The sequence below is a fragment of the Geodermatophilus nigrescens genome (genome assembly GCF_900129495.1).
In the GTDB taxonomy this organism is placed as follows: Bacteria; Actinomycetota; Actinomycetes; order Mycobacteriales; family Geodermatophilaceae; genus Geodermatophilus; species Geodermatophilus nigrescens.
On sequence record NZ_FQVX01000002.1, the window covers coordinates 164,055 to 186,286 of the forward strand.

The 22,232-nt window shown below is 77.7% G+C and carries 22 protein-coding genes; 14 read left to right on the forward strand and 8 right to left on the reverse strand.

Annotated elements, in window-relative coordinates:
- Positions 1-96 precede the first annotated feature (96 nt).
- From BUE37_RS08330 to BUE37_RS08350, 5 genes are read left to right on the forward strand one after another with little or no spacing between them, the layout of a single operon-like run.
- Entirely contained in the window at positions 97-885 is a 789-nt protein-coding gene (locus tag BUE37_RS08330) for an ABC transporter ATP-binding protein (protein ID WP_073419776.1), read from the forward strand.
- Positions 873-1,754: an ABC transporter ATP-binding protein gene (locus BUE37_RS08335; RefSeq protein WP_245794445.1), complete on the forward strand. Its 882-nt coding sequence runs from the start codon at positions 873-875 to the stop codon at positions 1,752-1,754. Before BUE37_RS08330 ends, BUE37_RS08335 begins: the two co-directional genes overlap by 13 nt.
- Complete coding sequence (locus BUE37_RS08340) at positions 1,751-2,641, forward strand: branched-chain amino acid ABC transporter permease (RefSeq protein WP_073419777.1); 891 nt, start codon at positions 1,751-1,753, stop codon at positions 2,639-2,641. The genes BUE37_RS08335 and BUE37_RS08340 overlap by 4 nt, the downstream gene beginning before the upstream one ends.
- Positions 2,634-3,872: a branched-chain amino acid ABC transporter permease gene (locus tag BUE37_RS08345; RefSeq protein ID WP_073419778.1), complete on the forward strand. Its 1,239-nt coding sequence runs from the start codon at positions 2,634-2,636 to the stop codon at positions 3,870-3,872. Before BUE37_RS08340 ends, BUE37_RS08345 begins: the two co-directional genes overlap by 8 nt.
- Positions 3,869-5,116: an ABC transporter substrate-binding protein gene (locus BUE37_RS08350; protein ID WP_073419779.1), complete on the forward strand. Its 1,248-nt coding sequence runs from the start codon at positions 3,869-3,871 to the stop codon at positions 5,114-5,116. The genes BUE37_RS08345 and BUE37_RS08350 overlap by 4 nt, the downstream gene beginning before the upstream one ends.
- Before the next feature lie 124 nt (positions 5,117-5,240).
- Here BUE37_RS08350 and BUE37_RS08355 read toward each other — a convergent pair whose 3' ends face one another.
- Both BUE37_RS08355 and BUE37_RS08360 read right to left on the reverse strand, forming a co-directional pair.
- Positions 5,241-6,902 (reverse strand): CocE/NonD family hydrolase, encoded by a 1,662-nt coding sequence (locus tag BUE37_RS08355; RefSeq protein WP_073419780.1) that lies wholly within the window; start codon positions 6,900-6,902, stop codon positions 5,241-5,243.
- A 403-nt stretch (positions 6,903-7,305) separates the two neighbouring features.
- The gene (locus tag BUE37_RS08360) at positions 7,306-7,488 is read right to left on the reverse strand and encodes a hypothetical protein (RefSeq protein WP_073420650.1); all 183 of its coding nucleotides are present in this window, start codon (positions 7,486-7,488) and stop codon (positions 7,306-7,308) included.
- 129 nt (positions 7,489-7,617) lie between these two features.
- Between BUE37_RS08360 and BUE37_RS08365 the strand changes: the two genes are divergently transcribed.
- Positions 7,618-8,505: an alpha/beta fold hydrolase gene (locus BUE37_RS08365; protein WP_073420651.1), complete on the forward strand. Its 888-nt coding sequence runs from the start codon at positions 7,618-7,620 to the stop codon at positions 8,503-8,505.
- A 96-nt stretch (positions 8,506-8,601) separates the two neighbouring features.
- Here BUE37_RS08365 and BUE37_RS08370 read toward each other — a convergent pair whose 3' ends face one another.
- From BUE37_RS08370 to BUE37_RS08380, 3 genes are all read right to left on the reverse strand, one after another.
- Positions 8,602-9,411, reverse strand: coding sequence for a PadR family transcriptional regulator (locus tag BUE37_RS08370; RefSeq protein ID WP_083628496.1), 810 nt, complete (start codon positions 9,409-9,411; stop codon positions 8,602-8,604).
- Between the two features lie 41 nt (positions 9,412-9,452).
- Positions 9,453-9,929, reverse strand: coding sequence for a hypothetical protein (locus BUE37_RS08375; RefSeq protein ID WP_073419781.1), 477 nt, complete (start codon positions 9,927-9,929; stop codon positions 9,453-9,455).
- Positions 9,930-9,993: 64 nt separating this feature from the next.
- Positions 9,994-10,992: a serine hydrolase gene (locus BUE37_RS08380; protein WP_175562819.1), complete on the reverse strand. Its 999-nt coding sequence runs from the start codon at positions 10,990-10,992 to the stop codon at positions 9,994-9,996.
- 136 nt (positions 10,993-11,128) lie between these two features.
- On the opposite strand from BUE37_RS08380, the gene BUE37_RS08390 reads away from it, so the two are divergent.
- On the forward strand, positions 11,129-11,326 hold the full coding sequence (locus tag BUE37_RS08390) for a DUF1918 domain-containing protein (RefSeq protein WP_073419784.1): 198 nt from the start codon (positions 11,129-11,131) through the stop codon (positions 11,324-11,326).
- 16 nt (positions 11,327-11,342) lie between these two features.
- Here BUE37_RS08390 and BUE37_RS08395 read toward each other — a convergent pair whose 3' ends face one another.
- On the reverse strand, positions 11,343-12,200 hold the full coding sequence (locus BUE37_RS08395) for a LysR family transcriptional regulator (protein ID WP_073419785.1): 858 nt from the start codon (positions 12,198-12,200) through the stop codon (positions 11,343-11,345).
- A gap of 61 nt (positions 12,201-12,261) precedes the next feature.
- Here BUE37_RS08395 and BUE37_RS08400 point away from each other — a divergent pair, with 61 nt between their 5' ends.
- The 3 genes from BUE37_RS08400 (at position 12,262) to BUE37_RS08410 (ending at position 14,608) form a co-directional block, all read left to right on the forward strand.
- A complete protein-coding gene (locus tag BUE37_RS08400) occupies positions 12,262-13,155 on the forward strand; it encodes an EamA family transporter (protein WP_073419786.1) in 894 nt (297 codons plus the stop codon).
- A gap of 77 nt (positions 13,156-13,232) precedes the next feature.
- A complete protein-coding gene (locus BUE37_RS08405) occupies positions 13,233-13,823 on the forward strand; it encodes a hypothetical protein (RefSeq protein ID WP_073419787.1) in 591 nt (196 codons plus the stop codon).
- Positions 13,824-14,017: 194 nt separating this feature from the next.
- Positions 14,018-14,608, forward strand: a complete 591-nt coding sequence (locus BUE37_RS08410) for an AAA family ATPase (protein WP_083628497.1) — start codon at positions 14,018-14,020, stop codon at positions 14,606-14,608.
- Here BUE37_RS08410 and BUE37_RS08415 read toward each other — a convergent pair.
- A complete protein-coding gene (locus BUE37_RS08415) occupies positions 14,571-17,117 on the reverse strand; it encodes an HAD-IC family P-type ATPase (RefSeq protein ID WP_073419788.1) in 2,547 nt (848 codons plus the stop codon). The two genes, BUE37_RS08410 and BUE37_RS08415, sit on opposite strands and share 38 nt — an antisense overlap.
- 123 nt (positions 17,118-17,240) lie before the next feature.
- On the opposite strand from BUE37_RS08415, the gene BUE37_RS08420 reads away from it, so the two are divergent.
- Positions 17,241-18,779: a sensor histidine kinase gene (locus tag BUE37_RS08420; protein ID WP_073419789.1), complete on the forward strand. Its 1,539-nt coding sequence runs from the start codon at positions 17,241-17,243 to the stop codon at positions 18,777-18,779.
- Positions 18,780-18,870: 91 nt separating this feature from the next.
- Here BUE37_RS08420 and BUE37_RS08425 read toward each other — a convergent pair whose 3' ends face one another.
- On the reverse strand, positions 18,871-19,080 hold the full coding sequence (locus BUE37_RS08425) for a hypothetical protein (protein ID WP_073420654.1): 210 nt from the start codon (positions 19,078-19,080) through the stop codon (positions 18,871-18,873).
- A 200-nt stretch (positions 19,081-19,280) separates the two neighbouring features.
- On the opposite strand from BUE37_RS08425, the gene BUE37_RS08430 reads away from it, so the two are divergent.
- The 3 genes from BUE37_RS08430 (at position 19,281) to BUE37_RS08440 (ending at position 22,231) form a co-directional block, all read left to right on the forward strand.
- The gene (locus tag BUE37_RS08430; RefSeq protein ID WP_073419790.1) at positions 19,281-20,135 is read left to right on the forward strand and encodes an alpha/beta fold hydrolase; all 855 of its coding nucleotides are present in this window, start codon (positions 19,281-19,283) and stop codon (positions 20,133-20,135) included.
- Positions 20,136-20,260: 125 nt separating this feature from the next.
- A complete protein-coding gene (locus BUE37_RS08435) occupies positions 20,261-21,253 on the forward strand; it encodes a zinc metalloprotease (protein ID WP_073419791.1) in 993 nt (330 codons plus the stop codon).
- A gap of 99 nt (positions 21,254-21,352) precedes the next feature.
- Positions 21,353-22,231, forward strand: coding sequence for a PP2C family protein-serine/threonine phosphatase (locus tag BUE37_RS08440; protein ID WP_175562820.1), 879 nt, complete (start codon positions 21,353-21,355; stop codon positions 22,229-22,231).
- Position 22,232 lies beyond the last annotated feature (1 nt).

The window sequence follows — 22,232 nt, forward strand, 5'->3', positions numbered from 1 at the left end:
TCCTGTCGTTCCTGCCCGACGCGCCTTGACCTGCGCCCTATCGTTCCGCGCCATGTGGCCCATCTCACGTCCGGGACAGCCGCCCGCGGAGGCGCCGTGCTGACCGTCGACTCGCTGCGCGTGACCTACGGCGGCGCCGTCGAGGCCGTCCGCGGCGTCTCGATGGAGGTGCCCGACCGCTCCGTCGTCGCGGTGCTCGGCAGCAACGGCGCCGGCAAGAGCACGCTGCTGCGGACCATCTCCGGCACGCTGCGGCTGCACCGCGGCCGGGTCGACGCCGGCACGGTGCGCTTCGAGGACACCGATCTCACCCGGCGCGACGCCGGCCAGATCGTGCGCCGCGGCGTGGTGCAGGTGCCCGAGGGGCGGCGCATCTTCGGCCGGCTCACCGTCGAGGAGAACCTGCGCGCCGGCGGCATGGGCAACCGCGACCGCGCCGCCAAGGCGAAGGCCGTCGCCCGCGTGCACGACCTGTTCCCGGTGCTGCGCGAGCGCGCCGGGCAGCGGGCCGGCCTGCTGTCCGGCGGTGAGCAGCAGATGCTCGCCATCGGCCGCGCGCTGATGGCCAGCCCCCGCCTGCTGCTGCTCGACGAGCCCTCGCTCGGCCTCGCGCCGCGCGTCATCGGCCAGATCGGCGAGGTCATCGCCGAGATCAACCGCCAGGGGACGGCGGTGCTGCTGGTCGAGCAGAACGCCACCATGGCCCTCGGCGTCGCCGACCGCGCCTACGTCCTCGACGTCGGCCGGGTCTCGCTGTCCGGCGACGCCCGCGAGCTCGCCGCCACCGACGAGGTGCAGCGCCTCTACCTCGGCCACACCGGCGACGCCCCGGTCCGCCGGGAGGACACCGCCCCGCGCCGCACCCTCTCGCGGTGGACGGCGTGAGCGCCGCCGCGCCCGGCAGCACCCGGGACACCACCCGGGACGACGTCCCGCCGGTCGAGGTCGACGGCGTCAGCGTCGCCTTCGGCGCGATCAAGGCGCTGAACGACGTCTCCTTCACCGTCGCGCCCGGCTCCATCCACGCCGTCATCGGCCCCAACGGCGCCGGCAAGTCGACGCTGTTCAACGTCCTGTCCGGCGTCTACCGGGCCACCTCCGGCGAGGTGCGCTTCGGCGACGCGGTGCTGAGCTCCATGCGGCCGTTCCAGATCGCCGGCGTCGGCGTGGCCCGCGCCTTCCAGAACATCGCGCTGTCGGGCGCGCAGACCGTCGCCGAGAACCTCATGCTCGGCCGCCACCACCTGACGAAGGCGGGCTTCCTCTCCTCCGGGCTGCGGCTCCCGCGCGCCACCCGGGAGGGCCGGGTGCACGGCGAGCGGATCCGGGAGATCGCCGAGTTCCTCGACCTCGGCGACAAGCTGCACACCCCCGTCGGCGTGCTCTCCTACGGCGACCAGAAGCGGGTCGAGGTGGCCCGCGCCCTGTGCATCGAGCCGCGGCTGCTGCTGCTCGACGAGCCGGTGGCCGGCATGAACGCCCAGGAGACCGAGCGGATGGCGGGGGCGATCCGGGAGATCCGGGCGGCGCTGGGCATCTCGGTGATCCTCGTCGAGCACGACATGGGGATGGTCATGTCGCTGGCCGACCGGGTGACCGTCCTCGACTTCGGCCGGCGCATCGCCGACGGCACCCCCGCGCAGGTCCAGTCCGACCCCGAGGTCATCCGCGCCTACCTGGGCTCCGGCACCGAGACCGACCCGGCCGAGGCGGCCGCCGCCCACACCACCGACGCCACGGGGAGCCCGGCGTGACCCAGTTCCTGTCCCTGCTGCTCAACGGCATCTCGCTGGGCGCCATCTACGCGCTCATCGCGCTCGGCTTCGTGATCATCTTCAAGGCCAGCGAGGTCGTCAGCTTCACCCACGGGTCGCTGCTGCTGCTCGGCGCCTACTCGATCGCCCGGCTGTCGGAGCCCCTCGGCTTCCTGCCCGCCGTGCTCGTCGGCGTACTGATCACCGCGTTCGCGGCGTTCCTGGTGGAGCGGCTGATCATCAACCGGCTGCGCGGCGCCCCGGTGATCAGCCTCGCCATCGTCACCATCGGCGTCGACATCATCCTGCTCACCGAGCTCATCCGGCAGATCGGCCCGGACATCCTCAACGTGCCCCACCCGTGGGGCGGGGACTCCGTGCGCATCGGCGGCGTCGGCATCAGCGAGAACCGGCTCATCGCCATGGGTGTGGCCGGCATCCTCATCGTCGCCTTCTTCGTCGCCTTCAAGTACTCCAGCTGGGGCGTGGCCATGCGCGCCTCGGCCGAGGACGGCGAGGCGGCCGCGCTCATGGGCATCCGCCAGGGCCGGGTCTCGGCGCTGGCCTGGATCGTCGCCGGCGTGCTCGCCGCGGTGGCGGCGCTGTTCCTCGTCGGCGCCCCGACGCCCGGCGTGAGCGCCGCGGCCTACACGGTGGCGCTGCGCGCCTTCCCCGCGGCGATCCTCGGCGGCCTGGACTCCACCGGCGGCGCGCTGGTCGGCGGGCTGCTCATCGGGATCACCGAGGCGATGGCCGCGGGCTACCAGGAGCAGCTGTCCTTCCTCGGCCGCGGCTTCGGCGAGGTCGCCCCCTACGTCGTGATGATCATCGTGCTGCTGGTCCGCCCCTCCGGCCTGTTCGGGACCAAGGAGCTGACACGTGTCTGACACCCTCTCCGCCCCGGCCGGCGCCACCCGCACCGGCGCCGCGGCGCCGGCCCGCGCGGCCCGCTCGCCGATGCGGTTCCTCAAGCCGCTGCTGCTGCTCGCGCTGCTCGCCCTCCTGCTGGTCCTCCCGCTGTACGTGGAGGAGTTCTGGCTGCGCACCGGTTTCGCCGTCGCCGGGGCGATCGTGGGCGCGATCGGGCTGAACCTGCTGGTGGGCACCACCGGCCAGCTGTCGCTGGCGCACGCGTTCTTCCTGGCGGTCGGCGCGGTCAGCTACACGTTCATCTCCGGGGAGTCCGGCGGCCTGGGCACCCGGGCGGTGCTGCGCGGGCTCGGGCTGCCGCCGATCGTCGGCATGGTCGTCGGCGTGCTGCTCGCCGGCCTCGCGGGGCTGCTGTTCAGCCCGATCGCGGCCCGGCTGCGCGGCATCTACCTCGGCGTCGCCTCGCTCGGCCTGGTGTTCATCGGCGTCCACGTGCTCAACACCTGGACGCCGGTGACCGGCGGGTTCAACGGCCGCTCGGTGCCGGAGTTCTCGCTGTTCGGGTTCAGCTTCGGCAACGACGACCCGCAGCTGTTCGTCCTGGGCGTGCCGTTCCGCGAGGCCGAGCGCCTCTGGTACCTCGGCCTGGTCCTCGCGCTCGCCGCCTACGTCTTCGCCCGCAACCTGCTGCGCAGCCGGCCCGGCCGGGCGCTGCAGACGCTGCGCGACAGCGAGGTCGCGGCGTCGGTCATGGGCGTCAACGTCCAGGCCTACAAGGCCCGGGTGTTCCTGGTCAGCTCGATGTACGCCGGGCTGTCCGGGGTGATGTACGCGCTGAGCATCGGCAGCATCGCGCCGGAGTCCTTCGGCCTGACCGTGTCGATCCTGTACCTGGCGATGATCGTGCTGGGCGGGCTCGGCTCGGTGGCCGGTGCGGCCCTCGGCGCGGCGTTCGTCACCGCCCTGCCGCTGGTGTTCCAGCAGTTCGCCGACGTGCTGCCGCTGGTCAGCTCCCCGGGCGAGGGCGGCATCGCCGCGGGCATCGCCGCCCGCTACCTGTTCGGCGCCGCGGTCATCCTCGTCGTCCTCTTCGAGCCCGGCGGCCTCGCCGGCTTCGCCAACCGCTTCCGCCGCCGAGGGCGAGCCCCCGGCCGCGGATCCCCGAGCGCCTCCCCGGCCTCGGCGGCCGACCGTCCCACCGACACCGACCCGTCCGATCCACCAGCGCAAGGGAGCAGCACCAGATGAGAGCAGGTACGCGTCTGCGGGGGGCCACCGTCCTGACGGCGGCGGCGGTCGTCGCCGTCACCGGCTGCAGCACCAAGGCGCCGGACAGCGGCGGGGGCGGCGGCGGTGGCGGCGGTTCGGCCAGCGAGGTGACCACCGACGTCGGCGTCGAGGGCACCACCATCCGCCTCGGCGTCCTCACCGACCTGACCGGTGTGTTCGCCGCGCTCGGCACCGACATCACCAACGGCAACACGCTGTACTGGCAGGACAACCAGGTCTGCGACACCTACGACGTCGAGCTCGACGTCCAGGACACCGGCTACGTGCCGCAGCAGGGCGTGCAGCTCTACAGCGGCATGAAGGACAACGTCCTGGCCATGCAGCAGACGATCGGCTCGCCGATCAACACCGCGCTGGCGCCGGAGTACGAGGCCGACTCGATGGTCAACTTCCCGTCGGCGTGGGCGCGGACCCTCACCGAGATCCCGGGCACCGGCGTCCTCGGCGCCACCTACGACGTCGAGCTGGCCAACGGCTACCAGTACCTGTTCGACCAGGGCCTGCTGGCCGACGGCGACAAGGTCGGCCACATCTACTTCGAGGGCGAGTACGGCGAGAACGGTCTCGCCGGCACCCGCGCGGTGGCCGAGGCCCGCGGCCTGGAGGTGGTCGAGGCGCAGATCAAGTCCTCCGACCAGGACATGTCGGCGCAGATCACGCAGTTCGCCTCCGAGGGCGTCAACGCGATCGTGCTGACCGTCGCGCCGGCGCAGACCGCCTCGGCGGCCGCGGTGGCGCAGGCGGCCGGGCTCGACGTGCCGATCCTCGGCAGCAACCCGGTGTTCGCGCCGGGCCTGCTGCAGGGCCCGTCGGCGCAGTGGCTCAAGGACCACCTGTACGTGGCCTCGCCGATCACCGCGTGGGACGCCCAGCCCGAGCTGCTCGAGCAGTACCAGGCGGCCTACCCGAACACGACGCCGAGCCTCGGCGCGGTCTTCGGGTACGCGATGGGCGACGTGATGAACCAGGTGCTCACCGCGGCCTGCGAGAGCGGCGACCTCACCCGCGAGGGCGTCACCGCCGCGTTCGGCGAGCTGAGCGACGTCGACACCAGCGGCCTGCTGGTGCCGATCGACGCCTTCGAGACCGGCGTCTCGCCGAGCACGCAGAGCTTCATCCTGCGGCCGGCCGACGTCCCCGGCGGCGCCGAGGTCGTGCAGGACGCGTTCGAGGGCGAGCTGGCCGGCGAGCTCGCGGGCTAGGACCCCCGTCCCCCCGGCCCTCGCTGACGCTCGGGCCGGGCCCCTGCACGGGGGCCGTTCCAGCACGTCACCTGGCGCCCCCTCCCGACACGGGAGGGGGCGCCGGTGGCGTGTCCGGGGCCGCTCAGCCCAGGACGGGCAGCTCGATCCGCGAGGGGTGCGCGGCGTCGCCGAGGACCTCGAACCGGCACGGGCGGCCCGACGCCGGCACCGCGAACGGGTCGCCGGTGCCGAGGTTGCGGGCGAACCGCGGGAACGCGCCGCCGGCCACCTGCACCCGCAGCCGGTGCCCGGCGCGGAACCGGTAGGCGGTGGGGAAGAGCTCCACGTCGACGGCGAGCGCCCCGTCGGTGCCCACGGCGACGTCGGCGGCCGGCACCGAGCGCGGGTCCAGCCGCCGGATGCCGTCGACGACGTTGCGCGACACCCCGGCCGGGTCGACGTCGCACAGCCGCACGACCAGGTCGGCGTGCGCCAGCTCCGGGCGCACCGAGACCCGCGCGCGGACGTGCCCGACGACGTCGAGGTCGCGTTCCAGCACCGGCCCGGTCCACACGAGCACGTCGTCGCGGGCCTCGACGGCGCGGTTGTCGGCCTGCTTGCCGGGCCGCTCCAGCAGCGGGCCGCCGACGGTCGGCGTCGGGTCGGCGGGGTCGTGGGTGAAGGTGCGCGGCGCCTCGCCCGGCGTCCCGGCGCCGCCGGTGAGGGTGCCGTCGGCGCGCAGGTGCAGCACCTCGGCGCGGGTGCCCGGCGGCGGCCACGACGTCGTCTCCAGCCAGGTGCCGGCCTGCTGCAGGTACAGCCGCACCGGCGCGCCCGAGGGCGCCGGGCCGCCCTGGAGGTGGTGGCGCAGCCAGGCGACGTCGGTGCGCACCGCCTCCCGCAGCTCCGCCGGGTCGCCGTGCAGCCAGGGCCCGACGGTGAGGCGGACCGGGACGCCCGCGGCCTGCAGGCGGGTGACGTCGGTGAGCTGGGCGGCGGCGAACAGGTCCCACCAGCCGGTGACCATGTTGGCCGGCGGCATGCGGGAGAGGTCGGCGCCGTCGTGGTCGGCGACGGCCCAGAACGGGTCGCCGGGGGCGGCGTGGCCGGTGAAGTCGCGCCAGAACGGCACGGGCGCGCCGACGGCGGCGGTGTCGGCGGCCTGCAGCGGGAGCAGCCGCAGCGCCCGGTCCACCCGCGCCCGCAGGCGCGGGTTCAGCGGGCCGGGCAGCCCGCCGGCCTCCTGCCGCCCGATGGCCACCGACCAGCGCAGCGCGTTCTCCAGGCCGGGCGCCCCGTGGTCGTAGAAGGCGGTGGTGATCCGCGCGGCGGTCACGTGCGGGGAGACCGCGACCAGCGGCGGGTCGGCGTAGGGGGCCACCGCCCACTGGGTGTGGCCGAAGTAGCTGGCGCCGGTCATGGCCACCCGGCCGTCGCACCAGTCCTGCGCGCGCAGCCACGCCAGGGTGGCCAGGCCGTCCTCGCGCTCGGTGGTGAACGGCCGGAAGTGCCCGCCCGAGCCGAAGGTGCCGCGGGTCGACTGCACGAAGACCTGGAACCCGCGCCGGGCGAAGGGCGCGGCCAGGGCGTGCGCCAGCAGCCCGGCGCGGCCGTAGGGCAGCCGGATGAGCACGACCGGCAGCGGGCCGGACGCCGCGGCGGGGCGGTAGTGGTCGCCGAGCAACGTGACGCCGTCGGGCACGGGAACGGCGACGCCGCGCTCGACGGTGTAGCGGGTGGCCCGCAGCGGCAGCCCCAGGGCCGCGTCCGCGAGGAGCCCGCCCAGGCGTGCCGCTGCGCTCATCCCGCCGTCCTCCCGGTCGCCGACCCGACGCGGGCCACTCTGCCGGACCCCGCGCCGGGCCGCGTTCCCGGTCCCGGGCCGGGTGATGTGCGGTCGCGGCGCGTTCCGGCGGCCGGATGCGCCGCAACCGCACATCACCGGGGACCGGTGGACGCCGGTGGCCCGGAACGGGCGCCGGGACGGGCCGCGCGGGTCCGACGGTGTGCGCCGGCGCCGCATCCCGGGGCCGGGAGCGCGGCGTCCGCGCACCCGCTCGGCCGGCGGGGCGGGGTGATGTGCCCTCGGGGCGCGTTCCGGTGCGCGGATGCGCCGGAACCGCACATCACCGGGGACCGGTGGACGCCGGTGGCCCGGAACGGGGGCCGGGACGGGTCACCCGGGTCCGACGGTGTGCGCCGGCGCCTCAGCCGCGAGGGCGGGGCGGCGCGACCGGCTCCTCCAGCCAGTTCCAGCTGTGGTGGCTGAACAGCGTCTTGTTGCCGTGCGAGTCGTAGACGACGAGGTGGCCGGTGGCGGTGAAGCTGAAGCGGGCGGCGTCGTCGAAGCGGAGCACCTCGCCGTCGGCGCGGTGGAGGTCGAAGGCCATGCCGGAGCGTGGCACGGCGGCCGCGGCGCGGCAGGTCCGCACGGACCGATGACGCGCAGGACCGATGAGATGCGGCCGCGCCGGGCGTCTCTGCTGCACCACCCCACGTCCCGGCACCCGGAGGCCCCCGTGACCACCACCCCGACCCGCGAGATCCGCAGCGCGACCCTGACCGTCCCCGGCGCCGAGCTCGCCTGGGACGTGCGCCCCGCCGCCCCCGGCAGCATGCCCGCCCCGCCGCTGCTCCTCGTCGGCTCGCCGATGGCGGCCGCCGGCTTCGGCACGCTGTCCGGCTCCTTCCCCGACCGCACCGTCGTCACCTACGACCCGCGCGGCTCCGAGCGCAGCCGCCGCACCGACGGCGCGACGAGCAGCACGCCGCAGGAGCACGCGGGCGACCTGGCCGCCGTCATCGAGGCGGCCGGCGGCGGCCCGGTCGACGTCTTCGCCAGCAGCGGCGGCGCCGTCAACGCCCTCGAGCTGGTCGTCCACCGCCCGGAGCTAGTGCGCACGCTCGTGGCGCACGAGCCGCCGTCGATCCCGGTGCTGCCCGACCGCGCGGAGGCCTCGGCGGCCACCCACGCGGTGGCCGACGCCTACGCCCGCGACGGCTTCGGCGCCGGCATGGCGGGGTTCATCCGGCTGGTCTCGCACCGCGGCCCGGTGCCGGCCGACCTCGGGCCGATGCCCGACCCGGCCGCGTTCGGCCTGCCGGCCGGCGACGACGGCTCGCGCGACGACGTCATGCTCGGCCAGAACCTGGTCGCCAGCAGCCACCACGAGCACGACGTCGAGGCGCTGCGCGCGGCGCCCGTGCGGATCGTGCTGGCGGTGGGGGAGGAGTCGGCCGGGGAGCTCGCGCACCGGGGCGGCGAGGGCATGGCCGCGCGGCTGGGCACCGAGCCGGTGGTCTTCCCCGGCGGGCACGCGGGGTTCCTCGGCGGCGAGTACGGCCAGACCGGCGAGCCGGAGGCCTTCGCGGCCCGGCTGCGGGAGGTCCTCGACGGCGCCGCGTGACCCCGGCGCGCGCCGTGTGCACACGGCGCGGCGGGAGGGCCGCCCCGGGCGCGGTGCGTGCACACGGCGCGCCCGGGGCGGCGGGGACCGGGCGGGTCAGGCGTCGGGCGCCTGCGGGTCGCCGTCGTCGCCCGCGGTCTCCGGCCCCTCGGCGAGCAGCAGGTACAGCGCGCGGCGGGCCTGGGCGAGGACGTCGGCCGCGGCGGCGAGCTGGGCCTCGCTGCCGGTGCGGGTGACCTGGCGGACCGCGCCGTGCACCTGCTCGAGCAGCCCGCGCAGGTCGGTGCCGGGGGCGGCGGCCTGGACACCGGCGAACGGGTCGGCGCCGGTGCCGCGCAGCTGCTCGACCGCCGCGCGGCCGGTGTCGGTGAGGGTGGCGAGCTTGCGGCCGGCGTCGGCGGTCACGCTGACCAGGCCCTCGTCCTCGAGCTGGGCGAGCGTCGGGTAGATCGCGCCGGGGCTGGGGGTCCAGCGCCCGCCGCTGCGCTCGCCGATGGCCTGCATCAGCTGGTAGCCGTGCATGGGCTGCTCGGCGAGCAGGATGAGCACGGCGGCGCGGACGTCGCCGCGCGGGGCGCGCCCGCGCCGGCCGCGAGCGCCGGGCCCGAAGCCGGGGCCGAAGCCGGGGCCCTCGGGACCGCCGAAGCCGAAGCCGGGGCCGCCGCGGTGTCCGCGGCCGTGCCCGTGGCGGGGGCCGGGGCCGGCCTCGGGGTCCCCGCCCCGGCCCGGCCCGCCGGGGCCGAAGCCGAACGGGCCGCCGAACGGGCCGCCGAACGGGCCGCCGGCCGGCATGCCGCCCCACCGGGCGGCCCAGTCCTCACGGCCGCGCCGGCGACCGCCCCAGCCGGGGTGCCGGCCGGGCCAGGGAGCGGAGCCCTCGGGGGGCTCGAAGGGGTGCGAGTTCATTGCGTCCTCCTGACGTATCGGATGACGGTAACGATACATCGTTACATGAAGGCACTGCCAGTGGCGAAGGAGGACGCCGCGATCGCCTGCACGGCCGCCTCGCCCAGCGCGTCCACCTCCGCGGCCAGCGCGGGCAGCGTCACCGGGGCCGGGCCGGAGGCGGCGAGCAGCCGGGCCAGGCGGCCGGCGACCACCTCGACCTGCCGCGCCGGCGGGGTGCCCGGGGCCGGCGGGGTGGGCGGCAGCACCGACCAGGGCTGCCCGGTCTCCGCGCACAGCACCGGCATCCGGCGCAGCAGCGCCGCGCCCTCGGCCGCCAGCCGCCACAGCGCGCCGGTGCGCAGGTGCGCCGGCCCGGTGGACCCGGCGGTCGCCCAGCGGAGCAGGCGCACCACCTCGGTCCACACGAGGTCGGACACCACGTCGTCGACGGCGCGGCCGCCGGGCGGGCGCCGGGTGAGCACGAGGGTGCGCGTGGCGGAGGGGTCGAAGAGCCAGGCGGGCCGGTCCGCGTCCATGCCCTCGCACCCTCGCCGCCGTCCCTGGGGGCGACCTGGGTGCCGGCGGGGAGCCGCCTGCCGGTCAGGCGAGCGCGGCGAGCACCGCCGCGGCGGCGGTGTCCAGGGCGGTGCGGGCGCGGCCCCACGACGTCGAGGCCGGGAAGTCGCCGAGCAGCACGACGACGGTGCCGTCGGCGAGCACGCCGGCCGAGTGCAGCTGGCGGGTGCCGCCGACGCAGCACATCCACCCCTGCTTGGCCGCCACCCCGGAGGTCCCGGCGAGCAGCCCGAAGGCCTGGGAGAAGCCGTCGGCCGCGGTCGCCGAGGTGGCCCGCATCCAGCCGAGCAGCGTCTGCGCCGGCCCCGCCCCGAAGGTGGTCTCGAGGCCGGCCAGCAGCCGGGCGACGTCGGCCGCGCTGGTGGTCGCCTCGCCCCACTGCCCCGCCTCGGCCGGGGGAGCGGTGGCGGACAGGCCGGCCGCCGCGGCGGCGTCGGTCACGAGCGCGGCGCCGCCGAAGCGGTCCCACAGCAGGCTCATCGCGGTGTCGTCGGAGCGCACGACCGCCCGCTCCATGCGGCCGAGGTCGGTGCCGGTCAGCGTCACCGCGCCCTCGGCGCCGAGCTGCAGCAGCCGGCCGACGACGAGCAGCTTGACCAGCGAGGCGGTGGGCACGGCCTCACCGGCCGCGGGCCCGGTGACGACGTCCTCGCCGCCGGGGCCGACGACGGCCAGGGCCACCGAGCCGCGGGCCGTCGCGGCCGCCGCGTCGACCGCCGCGAGCACGGCGCCGGTGTCCACGGGCACCACCCGGTCCTGGACGGCGGCCCGCGTCGGCGGCCCGGCCGGGTCGGGTGCCGTCGTCGCGGTGGTCGCCGTACTGCTGGTCGCCGTCGTGCCGGTCGTCGTGCTGCTCGTCGCCGTCGTGGTCCCGGCGGGGGAGGACGAGGCGGTGTCCACGCGCGTCGCCGCGCTGCCGCCGAGCAGCGCCACGACGACCGGCAGCGCGACCAGCAGGGCCACCGGCGGTGCGGCCGGCCGGCGCGCGCGGGCGCCCGGCCCGGGGCGGCGGACGGCGCTCACGGCCGCAGCCTGCGCCGCGTTCCTGGCAGTTGCGTGAACGCCGTGTTGCCGGACGGGTCGCGGCGGCGGGCCTTGCCCGTCCGCGGTGGCGGGAGCACGCTCGGGGCACGGCTGGTCCGCACCGCTGGAGGTCGCCGTGGAGGCACGCGTCGGGGACCGGATCTGCGTCCGGTCCACCCACCAGGGAGAGCCGGAGCGCACCGGCACCGTGCTCGAGGTCCGCGGGGAGCGCGGCGGGCCGCCCTACGTCGTCCGCTGGGACGCCGACGGGCACACCGCCGTCTTCGTCCCGGCCGGCACCTGCACGGTGCTGCCCGAGCCCGCGGCCGGCTGAGCGGACGGCTGGGCGGTCAGCCGCGGGCGTAGCGGGCGCGGGCGAGGTCCAGCAGCCGCGGCAGCCCCGGCGGCGGGGCATCGGCCCACCACGCGAGGTCCACCGGCACCGGGGGCGCGTCGCGCAGCGGCCGGTAGGCCACCCCGGGCCGCGGGTGCTGGCGGGCGGTGGCCTCGGCGGTCACCCCGGCGACCTGGCCCGCGGCGATCGCGGTGAGCCACGGGTCGACGCCGCGGACGTCGCGGATGGCGGCCGGCTCGTGCGGCGCGGTCCACAGCGACGCCGTCGTCGTGCCGGTGGTGCCGTCGGAGGCGAGCACCCGGCCGGCGAGGTCGGCGAGCAGCAGGCTGCGGCGGCGGGCCAGCGGGTCGTCGGCGGCGAGCGCGGCGAACCGCCGCTCCTCGCCGAGCCGGGCGGTGCGCAGCCGCGGGTCGGCCGCCGGGCGGCGCAGCACCGCGACGTCGGCCAGGCCCTCGGTGAGCCCGGCGGTGGGGGTGTTGGACTGCACGAACACCAGCGCGGCCCCGGGCGAGGCGGCGGCCCAGGCCCGCTGCACGGCGGTGGTGTGCCGGCCCAGCGCCGCCCAGGCGTAGCCCACCCGCAGCTCGCCGCGTGCCCGCTCGGCCGCCCGGCGGATGGCCGCGACCTCCTCCAGCACCCGGCGGGCGTGCGCCACCACGCCGTGCCCGGCGGGGGTGAGCGCGACCTCGCGGGTGGTGCGGTGCAGCACCCGCACGCCCAGCGCCCGCTCCAGCGCGGCCACCGTGCGCGACACCGACGCCTGCGTGGTGGACAGCGCGTCGGCGGCCGCGGTGAAGGTCCCGGTGTCGACGACGGCGAGCAGCGCCCTCAGCTGCCGCACCTCCGGATCCATACGCCGACCGTATCGCCGGGCGCGACACCGGCATTTCCCCCGGGCCGGCGGCGTGCCCAGGATGGGACAGGTGACCGCGCCCGCCCCGACCGCCGCCCCGCGCGCCCGCACCGCCCGCGGCACCGCGACGCTGCTCGCCAGCTCGCTGAGCAACCAGGTCGGCGCGGCGCTGGGCGCGTCCGCCTTCCCGGCGGTCGGCCCGGCGGGCGTCGTCGCGGTGCGGCAGTGGGTGGCCGCGGCGGTGCTGGTGCCGCTGGCCCGCCCCGCCCTGCACCGGATGACCTGGGCGCAGTGGTGGCCGGTGCTGGCGCTCGCGGCCGTCTTCGGCGGCATGAACCTGGCGCTGTACTCGGCGATCGAGCGGATCGGCCTGGGCCTGGCGGTGACGCTGGAGTTCCTCGGCCCGCTCGCCGTCGCGCTGGCCGCCTCGCGCTCGCGCCGCGACCTGGCGGTGGCGCTCACCGCGGCCGCCGGCGTCTGGCTGCTCGTGCTGCCCGGCGGCGCCGGCGACTGGACCGGCATCGGCCTGGGACTCGCGGCCGCCGCCTGCTGGGCGGCCTACATCCGGCTCAACCGGGTCGCCGGCGCCCGGCTGCCCGGCCTGCAGGCACCCGCGGTGGCCACGGCGCTGTGCGCGCTGGCGGTCACGCCCGTCGTCGTCGTGCTCGTCGTGCAGGAGCGGCTGACCGGCGCGCCGCTGGCCTACGCCGTCGCCGCGGGGGTGCTCGCCTCGGCGGTGCCCTACGCCGCCGACCTGGTGGCGCTGCGCTGGGTGACGCCGCGCGCCTTCGCCGTGCTGTGCAGCGCCCACCCGGTGTGGGCCGCCCTCGCCGGCACCGTGCTGCTCGGCCAGGCCCTGCACCTGCACGAGTGGGCGGGCATCGGGGTGGTCGTGCTGGCCAACACCGCGGCCGTGCTCGGCTCCCGGGTCCACAGTCCCGCCACGGGCGCCTGACAGGTCCGGCACAGGAACCGCGCCGAGCCTCGACGACGAGGGCCGGACCTGCCGGCCACCCGCCCGAGGAGCTCCCCGTGCGCAAGAAGATCGTGCTCGCCACCGCGGCCGGCGCCCTGGCCGTCGGCGGCCTGGGCCTCGCCGCCCCCGCCATGGCCGCCGACGACGATCCCCCGACGGCCGCCGTCACCTCCGCCGAGGAGCGCATCCGCGGCGCGCTCACCGGGCTGGTCGACGACGGCTCGATCACCGCCGAGCAGGCCGACGAGGTGGCCACGACGCTCAGCGACGCCGGCGTCGGCGGGCGGGGCGGGCACGGCGGTCCTGGCTTCGGCGCCGGCCTGTCCGTCGCCGCGGAGACCCTCGGGCTGTCCGAGGACGAGCTGCGCACCGCGCTGGAGGCCGACGACGCGAGCCTGGCCACCGTCGCCGCCGACCAGGGCGTCGCCGTCGAGGACCTCACCGCCGCCCTCGTGCAGGCCGCGCAGGAGCGGCTCGACGAGGCCGTCGCCGACGGCCGGCTCACCCAGGAGGAGGCCGACGAGCGCGCCGCCGACCTGGAGAGCCGCATCGCCGAGCTGGTCGAGTCCACCGACCTCGGCGCCCCTGGCGGCTCCGGCGGGTTCGGCGGCCGCGGCGGCCCGGGCGCGGACGACACCGACGACTGACCCCGCACCGCCCGCGGCGCCGTCCTCCCCCGGGGGGACGGCGCCGCGGCGTCGCCGGGGACGCGCGGGCCCCGCTGCGCGTTGGTGCAGGCAGACGCCGCGTCCGCGGACCGGCTGCCGGCCGGGCCGCGGCGGTACCGTCCCCCGCCACGCCGGACGGGCCGCGCCCGACGCCGGCGCCCGAGGAGGGACCCGTGACCACCGCCATGACCGCCCCCGTGCCCGCCCCCGGGACCGCTCCCGGCCCCGGGGCGCTCGCCGCGCCGCCCGCCCGCACGCTCGTCGTCGTCGGCGGGCTGCCCGGCAGCGGCAAGACCACGCTGGTCCGCCGCCTGCTCGGCCCGGGGGTGGACGGCGTCACCGCCGTCGACTCCGAGGACGTCGCCGCCCGCTGGCGCACCGGTCAGCTGGTGCCCTACCGCTACGTGCGGCCGCTGGTGCACGCCGCGCACCGCCTGCGGGTGCTCGCGGCGGTCGTCGGCCCGGCGCCGGCGGTCGTGCTCACCGACCCGTGGACCAGCCGCTCGTGGCGGCCGGTCGTGCTGCGGGCCGCCGCCCTGGCCGGCCGCGGGGTGCGGCTGGTCCTGCTCGACGTGTCGGCCGCCGACGCCGCCGACGGCCAGCGCATCCGCGGGCGGCGCATCCCCGAGGGCCGGATGCGCCGGCACGCCGGCCGCTGGGAGCGCTACCTGCCCGGCGCCGGCACCGGGGACGTGCTCGTCGTCGACCGCGCGCGGGCCGACCGGCTCACCCTGGCCGACCTGCTGGGGCGCCCGGCGGGCTGAGCGCGCCGGTCAGGCCCAGCGCCCGCTCGAGCAGCCGCAGCCGGTAGACCGCGGTGAGCACGGCGAACCACAGCAGCAGCGCCGGCAGCACCGTCTGGAACACCGGCTCGGCGGCGTCGGTGAGCCCGAAGTAGTCGGTGAACGCCGGCCAGAAGAGCCCCGCGGAGAAGACGGCGACCAGCGCCAGCACCAGCAGCGCCGGGCGGCGGTCGCCCGAGGGCCGGGTCCAGGCGGCGAACCAGCGGTTCGGCGGCGCGATGAACAGGATGAGCAGGAACGCCGCGTACGACACGAACGTCGACAGCGCGGTCTGCGCCCCGATCGTCGCCGCCGCCTCGGCGAAACCGACGTCGTCGGAGGACAGGCCCGTGTAGTCCTCGAACGCGGCGACGACGGACGACGGCGGCGTCGAGTCGGTGAAGTCGGTGAGCAGCTGCCGGTAGTGCCGGGCGTAGACGGCGACGCCGCCGGCCGCCGTCACGAGCATCGCCGGGACCACGAACCGCCACAGCGTGGTGAGCAGGTGCGGGTCCGGCCGCGCCGGGCGCGCCCAGGCGGTGAGGAACAGCGTGGGCAGGCCGACGGTGAGCAGCGTCAGCCCGACGTTGGCGGGGGAGTAGGGGAACCCCAGGCCGAGCATCGTGACGGCGAGGATCACCAGCCCCTGCGTGCCGACCCGGGCGAGGAACACCTGCATCGAGGTGCCGATCCCGGCGATGATCCGCCGGCCCTCGTGGGCCGCGGGCAGCAGCGCGGCCAGCGAGTCGCCGGTGAGCACGATGTCGGCGACGTCGCGGGTGACGGCGCTCCCGCTGGCCATCGCCACCCCGACCTGGGCCCGCTTGAGCGCACGCGCGTCGTTGACCCCGTCGCCGACCATCGCCACGTAGCGGCCCCGCCGGCGCAGCGCGTCGACCAGCCGCTCCTTCTGCTCCGGCGCCACCCGGCCGAACACCGTGGTGCGCGCGACGACGTCGTCGAGCTGCGCCTCCGACAGCCCCTCCAGCGCGGGGCCGGCCACCGGCTCGCCGGGCTCGAGGCCGGCCTGGCGGGCGAGGGCGGCGACGGTGCGCGGGTCGTCCCCGGACACCACCTTCACCGCGATCCCGTCGGCGGTGAGCCGGGCGAGGGTCTCCGGCACGCCGGGGCGCAGCTCGTCGGCCAGTGCCACCACGGCCAGCGGCTCCAGCGCCGGCAGAAGTGGGCGGCCGGCGCCGTCGCGCAGCGGCGCGTCCGCGGCCGCGCGGGCGAGCACCAGCACCCGCAGGCCCCGGCCGGCGAGCTCGCGTACCGGCCCGCCCAGCGGCGGTCCCGACAGCCGCGGGGCCAGGGTGTCCGGCGCGCCCAGCACCAGCACGGCGTCGGCGGTGCGCAGCGCGCTCCACCGCAGCGCCGAGGAGAACGGCACGTCCTCGATCACCGGCACCGGCTGCCCGGGCAGCGCCGCGGCCAGCGCCGTCGTCGTCAGGTTGGAGGCGGGGGTGCTGGCGGCGAGCGTGCCGAGCACCCGGCGGACGGCGGCGTCGTCGAGCGGCCCGGCCGGGCGCACCTCGGCGAGCGAGAGCCGGCCGGTGGTCAGGGTGCCGGTCTTGTCGGTGCAGACGACGTCGACGTTGCTCACCGACTCCACCGCGTTCACCTGCTGCACCAGCGCCCCGCGCCCGGCGCTGCGCGCGGCCCCGACGGTGTAGGCGACCGCGACGAGGAAGAACAGCCCGTAGGGCACCAGGCCCGAGAGCACGGCGGTGGTCTGCACCGTGCGCACCAGCGTGAAGCCCTCCAGCGCGGCCTGGGCCAGGATCGTCACGCTCATCAGCGCCACCAGGAGCATGACCAGCCGGACGACGAAGCCGATGCGCCGCTGCAGGGGTGTGCGGTCGGTGGACTCCCGCCGCGCCTCGGCGGTCAGCCGGCCGGCGTAGGAGGCCGCGCCGACGTCGCGGGCGAGCATCGTCCCCCCGCCGCCGACGACGAAGGAGCCCGACAGCAGCGCGTCGCCGGGCTCCTTCGGCAGCGCCTCGGACTCGCCGGTGAGCAGCGACTCGTCGACCTCCAGCCGCCCGGCGAGCACCGGCCCGTCGACGACGACCTGCGCGCCCGGGCGCAGCCGCAGCACGTCGCCGCGCACCACCTCCTCCGGCGGCACCTCGGCGGCGACGCCGTCGCGGACCACGGTGACCGTGCCGCGGGCCAGCAGCTGCAGCCGGTCGAGCTTGCGCTTGGCCCGGATCTCCTGGACCGCGCTGATCGCGGCGTTGACCAGGCCGAGGCCGACGCTGGTGAACGCGTCGCTGTAGCGGCCCAGCGCCAGCAGCGCCGCGCCGATGGTGAACAGCACGACGTTGAAGAAGGAGAGGACGTTGGTCCGCAGGATGCGGGCGTAGCCGCGGGCGGACGCGCTGACCGCGACGTTGCCCTCGCCGCGCCGGTGCCGCTCCCGGGCCTCGGTGGCGGTCAGGCCGGCGGGGGTGCCGCCAGGTGCGGTCCCGGCCTCCGTCTCCGTCTGCACGGCCCGACGATGACACCCGGCCCGGCACCCGGCAGCCCGCCGCCGGGTCGGAGCGGTCGCCGTCCAGCCGACTCCCGCCCGGCGCCCAGCGGGCGTGCAGGATCGGCGCGCACCGTGGCTGCCATGGACCTCCGTCGGCCGCGGTCGCTGCGCACCCGGCTGCTGTGCGCCTTCCTGGTCCCGCTCGCGGTCGTGCTGGCCGTCGTCGGGGTCGCGGCCACCACCGCGGTGCGCGGGGAGCTGCTCGGGCAGGTGGACGACCGGCTCGCCGCCGCCGTCGCCCGCTCCACCCAGGCCGACGACACCCAGGCCGACGACGACCCCGGGGACGGGCCCGGCCGGGACGGGACCGGGCCGGGGTTCCTGCTCACCCCCGGCCAGGGCGACGGCACGCTCGGCGCCCGGGTCGTCGACGGCGTGGTCACCGAGGCCGCCGTCATCGGCAAGGAGGGCGACGGCGAGGCGCTGACCGCCGCCGAGGCCGCCGCGCTGGCCCGCGTCCCCGCCGACGGCGAGCCGCGCACGGTCGACCTCGGCCCGCTCGGCGCCTACCGCGTCGTGGCCACCGGGGACGCCGGGGAGGTGGCCGGCGAGGTGCTCGTCACCGGCCTGCCGCTGGCGTCGGTGCGGGCGGCGCTGCTGCGGCTGGTCGTCGTCGAGGTGGCCGCGGGCCTGCTCGGGCTGCTGGCGGCGGGCGTCGTCGGCTCGGCGGTGATCGGCCGGACGCTGCGGCCGCTGCACCGGGTGGCGGCCACCGCCGGGCGGGTGGCACAGCTGCCCCTGTCCAGCGGCGAGGTGCGGCTGCCCGACCGGGTGCCGGCCGCCGACACCGACCCGCGCACCGAGGTCGGCCGGGTCGGCGCCGCGCTCAACCGGCTGCTCGACTCGGTGGAGTCCGGCATCGCCGCCCGGCAGGCGTCGGAGACCCGGCTGCGCCGCTTCGCCGCCGACGCCAGCCACGAGCTGCGCACGCCGGTCACCTCGATCCGCGGCTACACCGAGCTGGTGCGCCGCCGCGGGGGACTGCCCGAGGAGGTCGACGCCTCGCTGCGCCGGGTGGAGGCCGAGGCGGTGCGGATGTCGGGCCTGGTCGACGACCTGCTGCTGCTCGCCCGCCTCGACGCCGGCGCGGGCGCCGGTGCCGGTGCCGGCCGGGAGCTCGCCCGCGACGACGTCGACCTGACCGGGCTGGTCCTCGACGTCGTCAGCGACGCCCACGCCGCGGGGCCGGGACACCGCTGGCGGGTGGACCTGCCGCCGGGGGCGGTGCTGGTGCCCGGCGACGCCGCGCGGCTGCACCAGGTGCTCGCCAACCTGCTGGCCAACGTGCGCACCCACACCCCGCCCGGCACGACGGCGACGACCCGGCTGCGCACGCAGGGGACCGACGCGGTGCTCGAGGTGGCCGACGACGGGCCGGGCGTCCCCGAGGGGCTGCAGGCCGGGGTGTTCGAGCGGTTCGCCCGCGGCGACTCCTCCCGCTCGCGCGCCGCCGGCAGCACGGGGCTGGGGCTGGCGATCGTGACCGCGGTGGTGGAGGGGCACGGCGGGACGGTGTCGGTGGCCAGCCGCCCGGGGGCGACGGTGTTCACCGTCCGGCTGCCCGGCGCCACGGTGGCCGAGCCGGACGACGACGAGGAGCCGGCGCCCGCCCGCGCATGACCAGGCCGCCTGATCGTGCGGCGTCCTGGCTCACGGCCGGCGGTGAGCCAGGACGCGCGGCGGTGAGCCAGGACGCCCGCCCGGCCCCGGCTCAGGCGGGGGCGAGCTCGCGGCAGCGCGGGCAGACGTCGCCGGAGCCGAGCCCGCGCCGGCCGCCCCACGCGCCCTGGACGACGGCGACCGGGGTGCCGCACACCGCCACCCACGGCGGCGGGCCGTCGGCGGCCTCCCGCGGGACGGCGTGCGCCGTGCTGCTCTCCTGGTCCCGGCCGGCCGCGTGGCCGCTCCCCGCGCTCGTCACCGGCCCAGTCTCCCGGCCCGGCCGCACCCCGCGGTGCCCGACCTCGCCCCGCAGCGCGAGGTCGGGCACCGCGCGGCGAGGTCGACCTCCCGGCGGCACACGGGCACTCGACCGTTATCCCTAACTCAACGACCGAATCGGCGCGACAGCGGCTCCCGCCCCGGGGCACGCTGCAGGCCGTGAGGACGACGGAGCACCGGGTGACCGCAGGCGAGGGCGTGCAGCTGTGGGCCGAGGAGCGCGGCGACCCGGCCGCGCCGCCACTGCTGCTGGTCATGGGCGCCAACGCCAGCGGCGTCCTGTGGCCCGAGGAGCTGGTCGACCTGCTGGCCGCCGGGCACCGGGTCATCCGCTACGACCACCGCGACACCGGCCGCAGCTCCGCCGTCTTCGACCGGGTGCCCTACGCGATCGCCGACCTCGCGCGCGACGCCGTCGCCGTCCTCGACGCCCTCGGGATCGAGCGTGCGCACGTCGTGGGCATGTCGATGGGCGGCACCCTCATCCAGCTGCTCCTGCTCGACGCCCCGCACCGGCTCCGCAGCGCCACCGTGTTGTGCACCTCCGCACTCGGCGCCGGCCTCGCCGACGTCGCCGGGACGGGGGAGCTCCCCGGTCCCGCGCCCGAGCTGCTCGCGTACTGGCAGACCATGGGTGGCGACCGCGACCGGGCGGCCGAGCTCGACTGGCGGGTGGAGCACTGGCGCCTGCTGAGCGGCGGCGTGCTGCCCGTCGACGCCGGCTGGTTCCGCGCCCTGGAGGAGCGGGCGATGGACCACGCCGGCAGCGTCCGCGGGCCGGTGGCGCACGCGCTGGCCGACCAGTCCGGCCTGGACCGAGGCGCCGAGCTCGCCGCCGTCACGGTGCCCACTCTCGTCGTCGAGGCGCCCGAGGACCCGGTCAACCCGCCGCCGCACGCCGCGCACCTCGCCGCGGTGGTCGGCGGTGCCGGGCTGGTCACGGTGCCCGGGATGGGGCACGCGCTGCCGCCGGCGGTGCACGGACCGCTGGCCGCGGCGGTCGCCGCGCACACCGCGGCCGCCGACGCGGGCTGACGACGGGGGGCCGCGACCGTCACGCACGGTGACGGATCGGGTGATCTGCGACACGCCCGGCGGAACCGGCCGGTTCCGCCTGTGCTTGGCTCCGCGCACCCGTCCCACCCCCTGCGGAGGAACCCATGACCCGGTTGCGCCGGACCGCCCTCACCCTCGGCGCCGCGGTGGCGCTGGCCCTGACGACCGCCCCGGCGGCCGGCACGGTCGCCGCCCTGCCCGCCGACGTCGCCCCGTGCACCGACCCGCACGCCGGTGACGTGCACGCCGACGACGTCTCGCACGGTCCCGAGGAGGCGCGGGTCCGTCCCGGCGCCACCCGAGGCGAGCCCAACGCCGTCTCCGCCGACCAGGCCGCCGCCCTCGGCAAGCCGAAGACCCGCCCGGTCCTGCCGGCGGGCTCGGTGACGATCGAGACCGTCTTCCACGTGATCACCCCCGCGCCGCTGTCCCCGGAGCAGAAGGCGCTGCGCGATCGGCAGATCGCCGCCCAGGTCGCCGTGCTCAACGACGCCTACGCGGGCACCGGCGCCGCCGCGGCGTCCCCCGACAGCCCGTTCCGCTTCGTGTACGACCCCGCCGACACCGACTACGTCGCCAACCCGGCCTGGGCCGCGCTGGAGCCGGGCAGCCGTGAGGAGCGGGCCGCCAAGACGGCGCTGCGCGAGGGCGGTCCGGCCACCCTCAACGTCTACGTCGCCCCGATCGGCGGCGGGCTGCTCGGCTACGCGACGTTCCCGCAGTCGGCCAAGGGCGGCCAGCTGTGGCGCGACGGCGTCGTCATCCTCGACGAGTCGATGCCCGGCGGCACCGCCGCGCCCTACGCCGAGGGCGACACCGGCACCCACGAGGTCGGCCACTGGCTCGGGCTGTTCCACACCTTCCAGGGCGGCTGCACCGGCCCCGGCGACTATGTGCCCGACACCCCGGCCGAGGCCGGCCCCGCGTTCGAGTGCGAGGCCGACGCCGGCCGCGACAGCTGCCCCCGCGACCCGGGCCTCGACCCGATCACCAACTTCATGGACTACACCGAGGACTTCTGCATGAACACGTTCTCGGCCGGCCAGGTCGCCCGGATGAGCAACGCGTGGGAGGCCTACCGGGCCCCGGTGGTCTGACCCGTTCTCCGCAGGTCGCGCCGCCCGCGGGGACGCACCCCGCGGGCGGCGCGTGCCGTTCCTGTCCCCGGGCGGCCGCGGCGGTCCATGCTGTCGCCCGTGACCGCCCCCTCCGTGCCGCTGCCGTGGTTCCCCGCGGCACACGCGCCGGGCGGCCCGCCCGCCCCGCGGCCCGCGGGCCCCGGGCTCGACCGGCTCGTGCTCGACCCGGCCGCCGCCTCGCTGGCCGGCCCCCGGGGCGAGGACCAGGACGCCGGGTACGCCGGCCCCGACGCGCTGGTGGTGGCCGACGGCGTCGGCGGTGGCAACGGCGGCGCCACCGCCGCGCGGCTGGCCGTCGCCGAGGTCACCGCACGCCTCGCCGCGGGCCGGGCCGCGGGGGAGGACGCGCTGCCCGACGCCGGCCTCGCCGCCGCGCTCGCCGCGGCCGACGCCGCCGTGCGGGCCGCCGCCGCGGCCGACCCCGCGCTGCGTGGCATGGCCACCACCTGCACCGCCGCGGTGCTCACCCGCGACGGCCGGGTCGTCGTCGCGCACGTCGGCGACAGCCGCGCGCACCTGTACCGCGACGGCGTGCTCACCCGGCTCACCACCGACCACAGCCTCGTGCAGTCGCTGGTGGCCTCCGGGGACCTGACGCCGGAGGAGGCCGCGGCCTCCCCGATGCGGTCGATCCTGCTGCGCGCCCTCGGGGGATCGCAGGACCCCGGCCCCGCCGACCTGATCGCCGTCGCCGCCCGGCCCGGTGACCGGCTGCTGGTCTGCTCCGACGGCCTCTCCGGCGTCGTCCCCGCCGGCACGCTCACCCGCGTGCTCTCGGCCGAGCGGCGCCCGGCGGCCGCCGCCTCCCGGCTGGTGCTGGCCGCGCTGGCCGCCGGCACCCGCGACGACGTGACCGCCGCCGTCGCCGATGTCACCCCCGCCGGCTGGTCCACCACCGCCGGCCCGGTCCTGGTGGGGGCGGCCGGCCCCGCCTGAG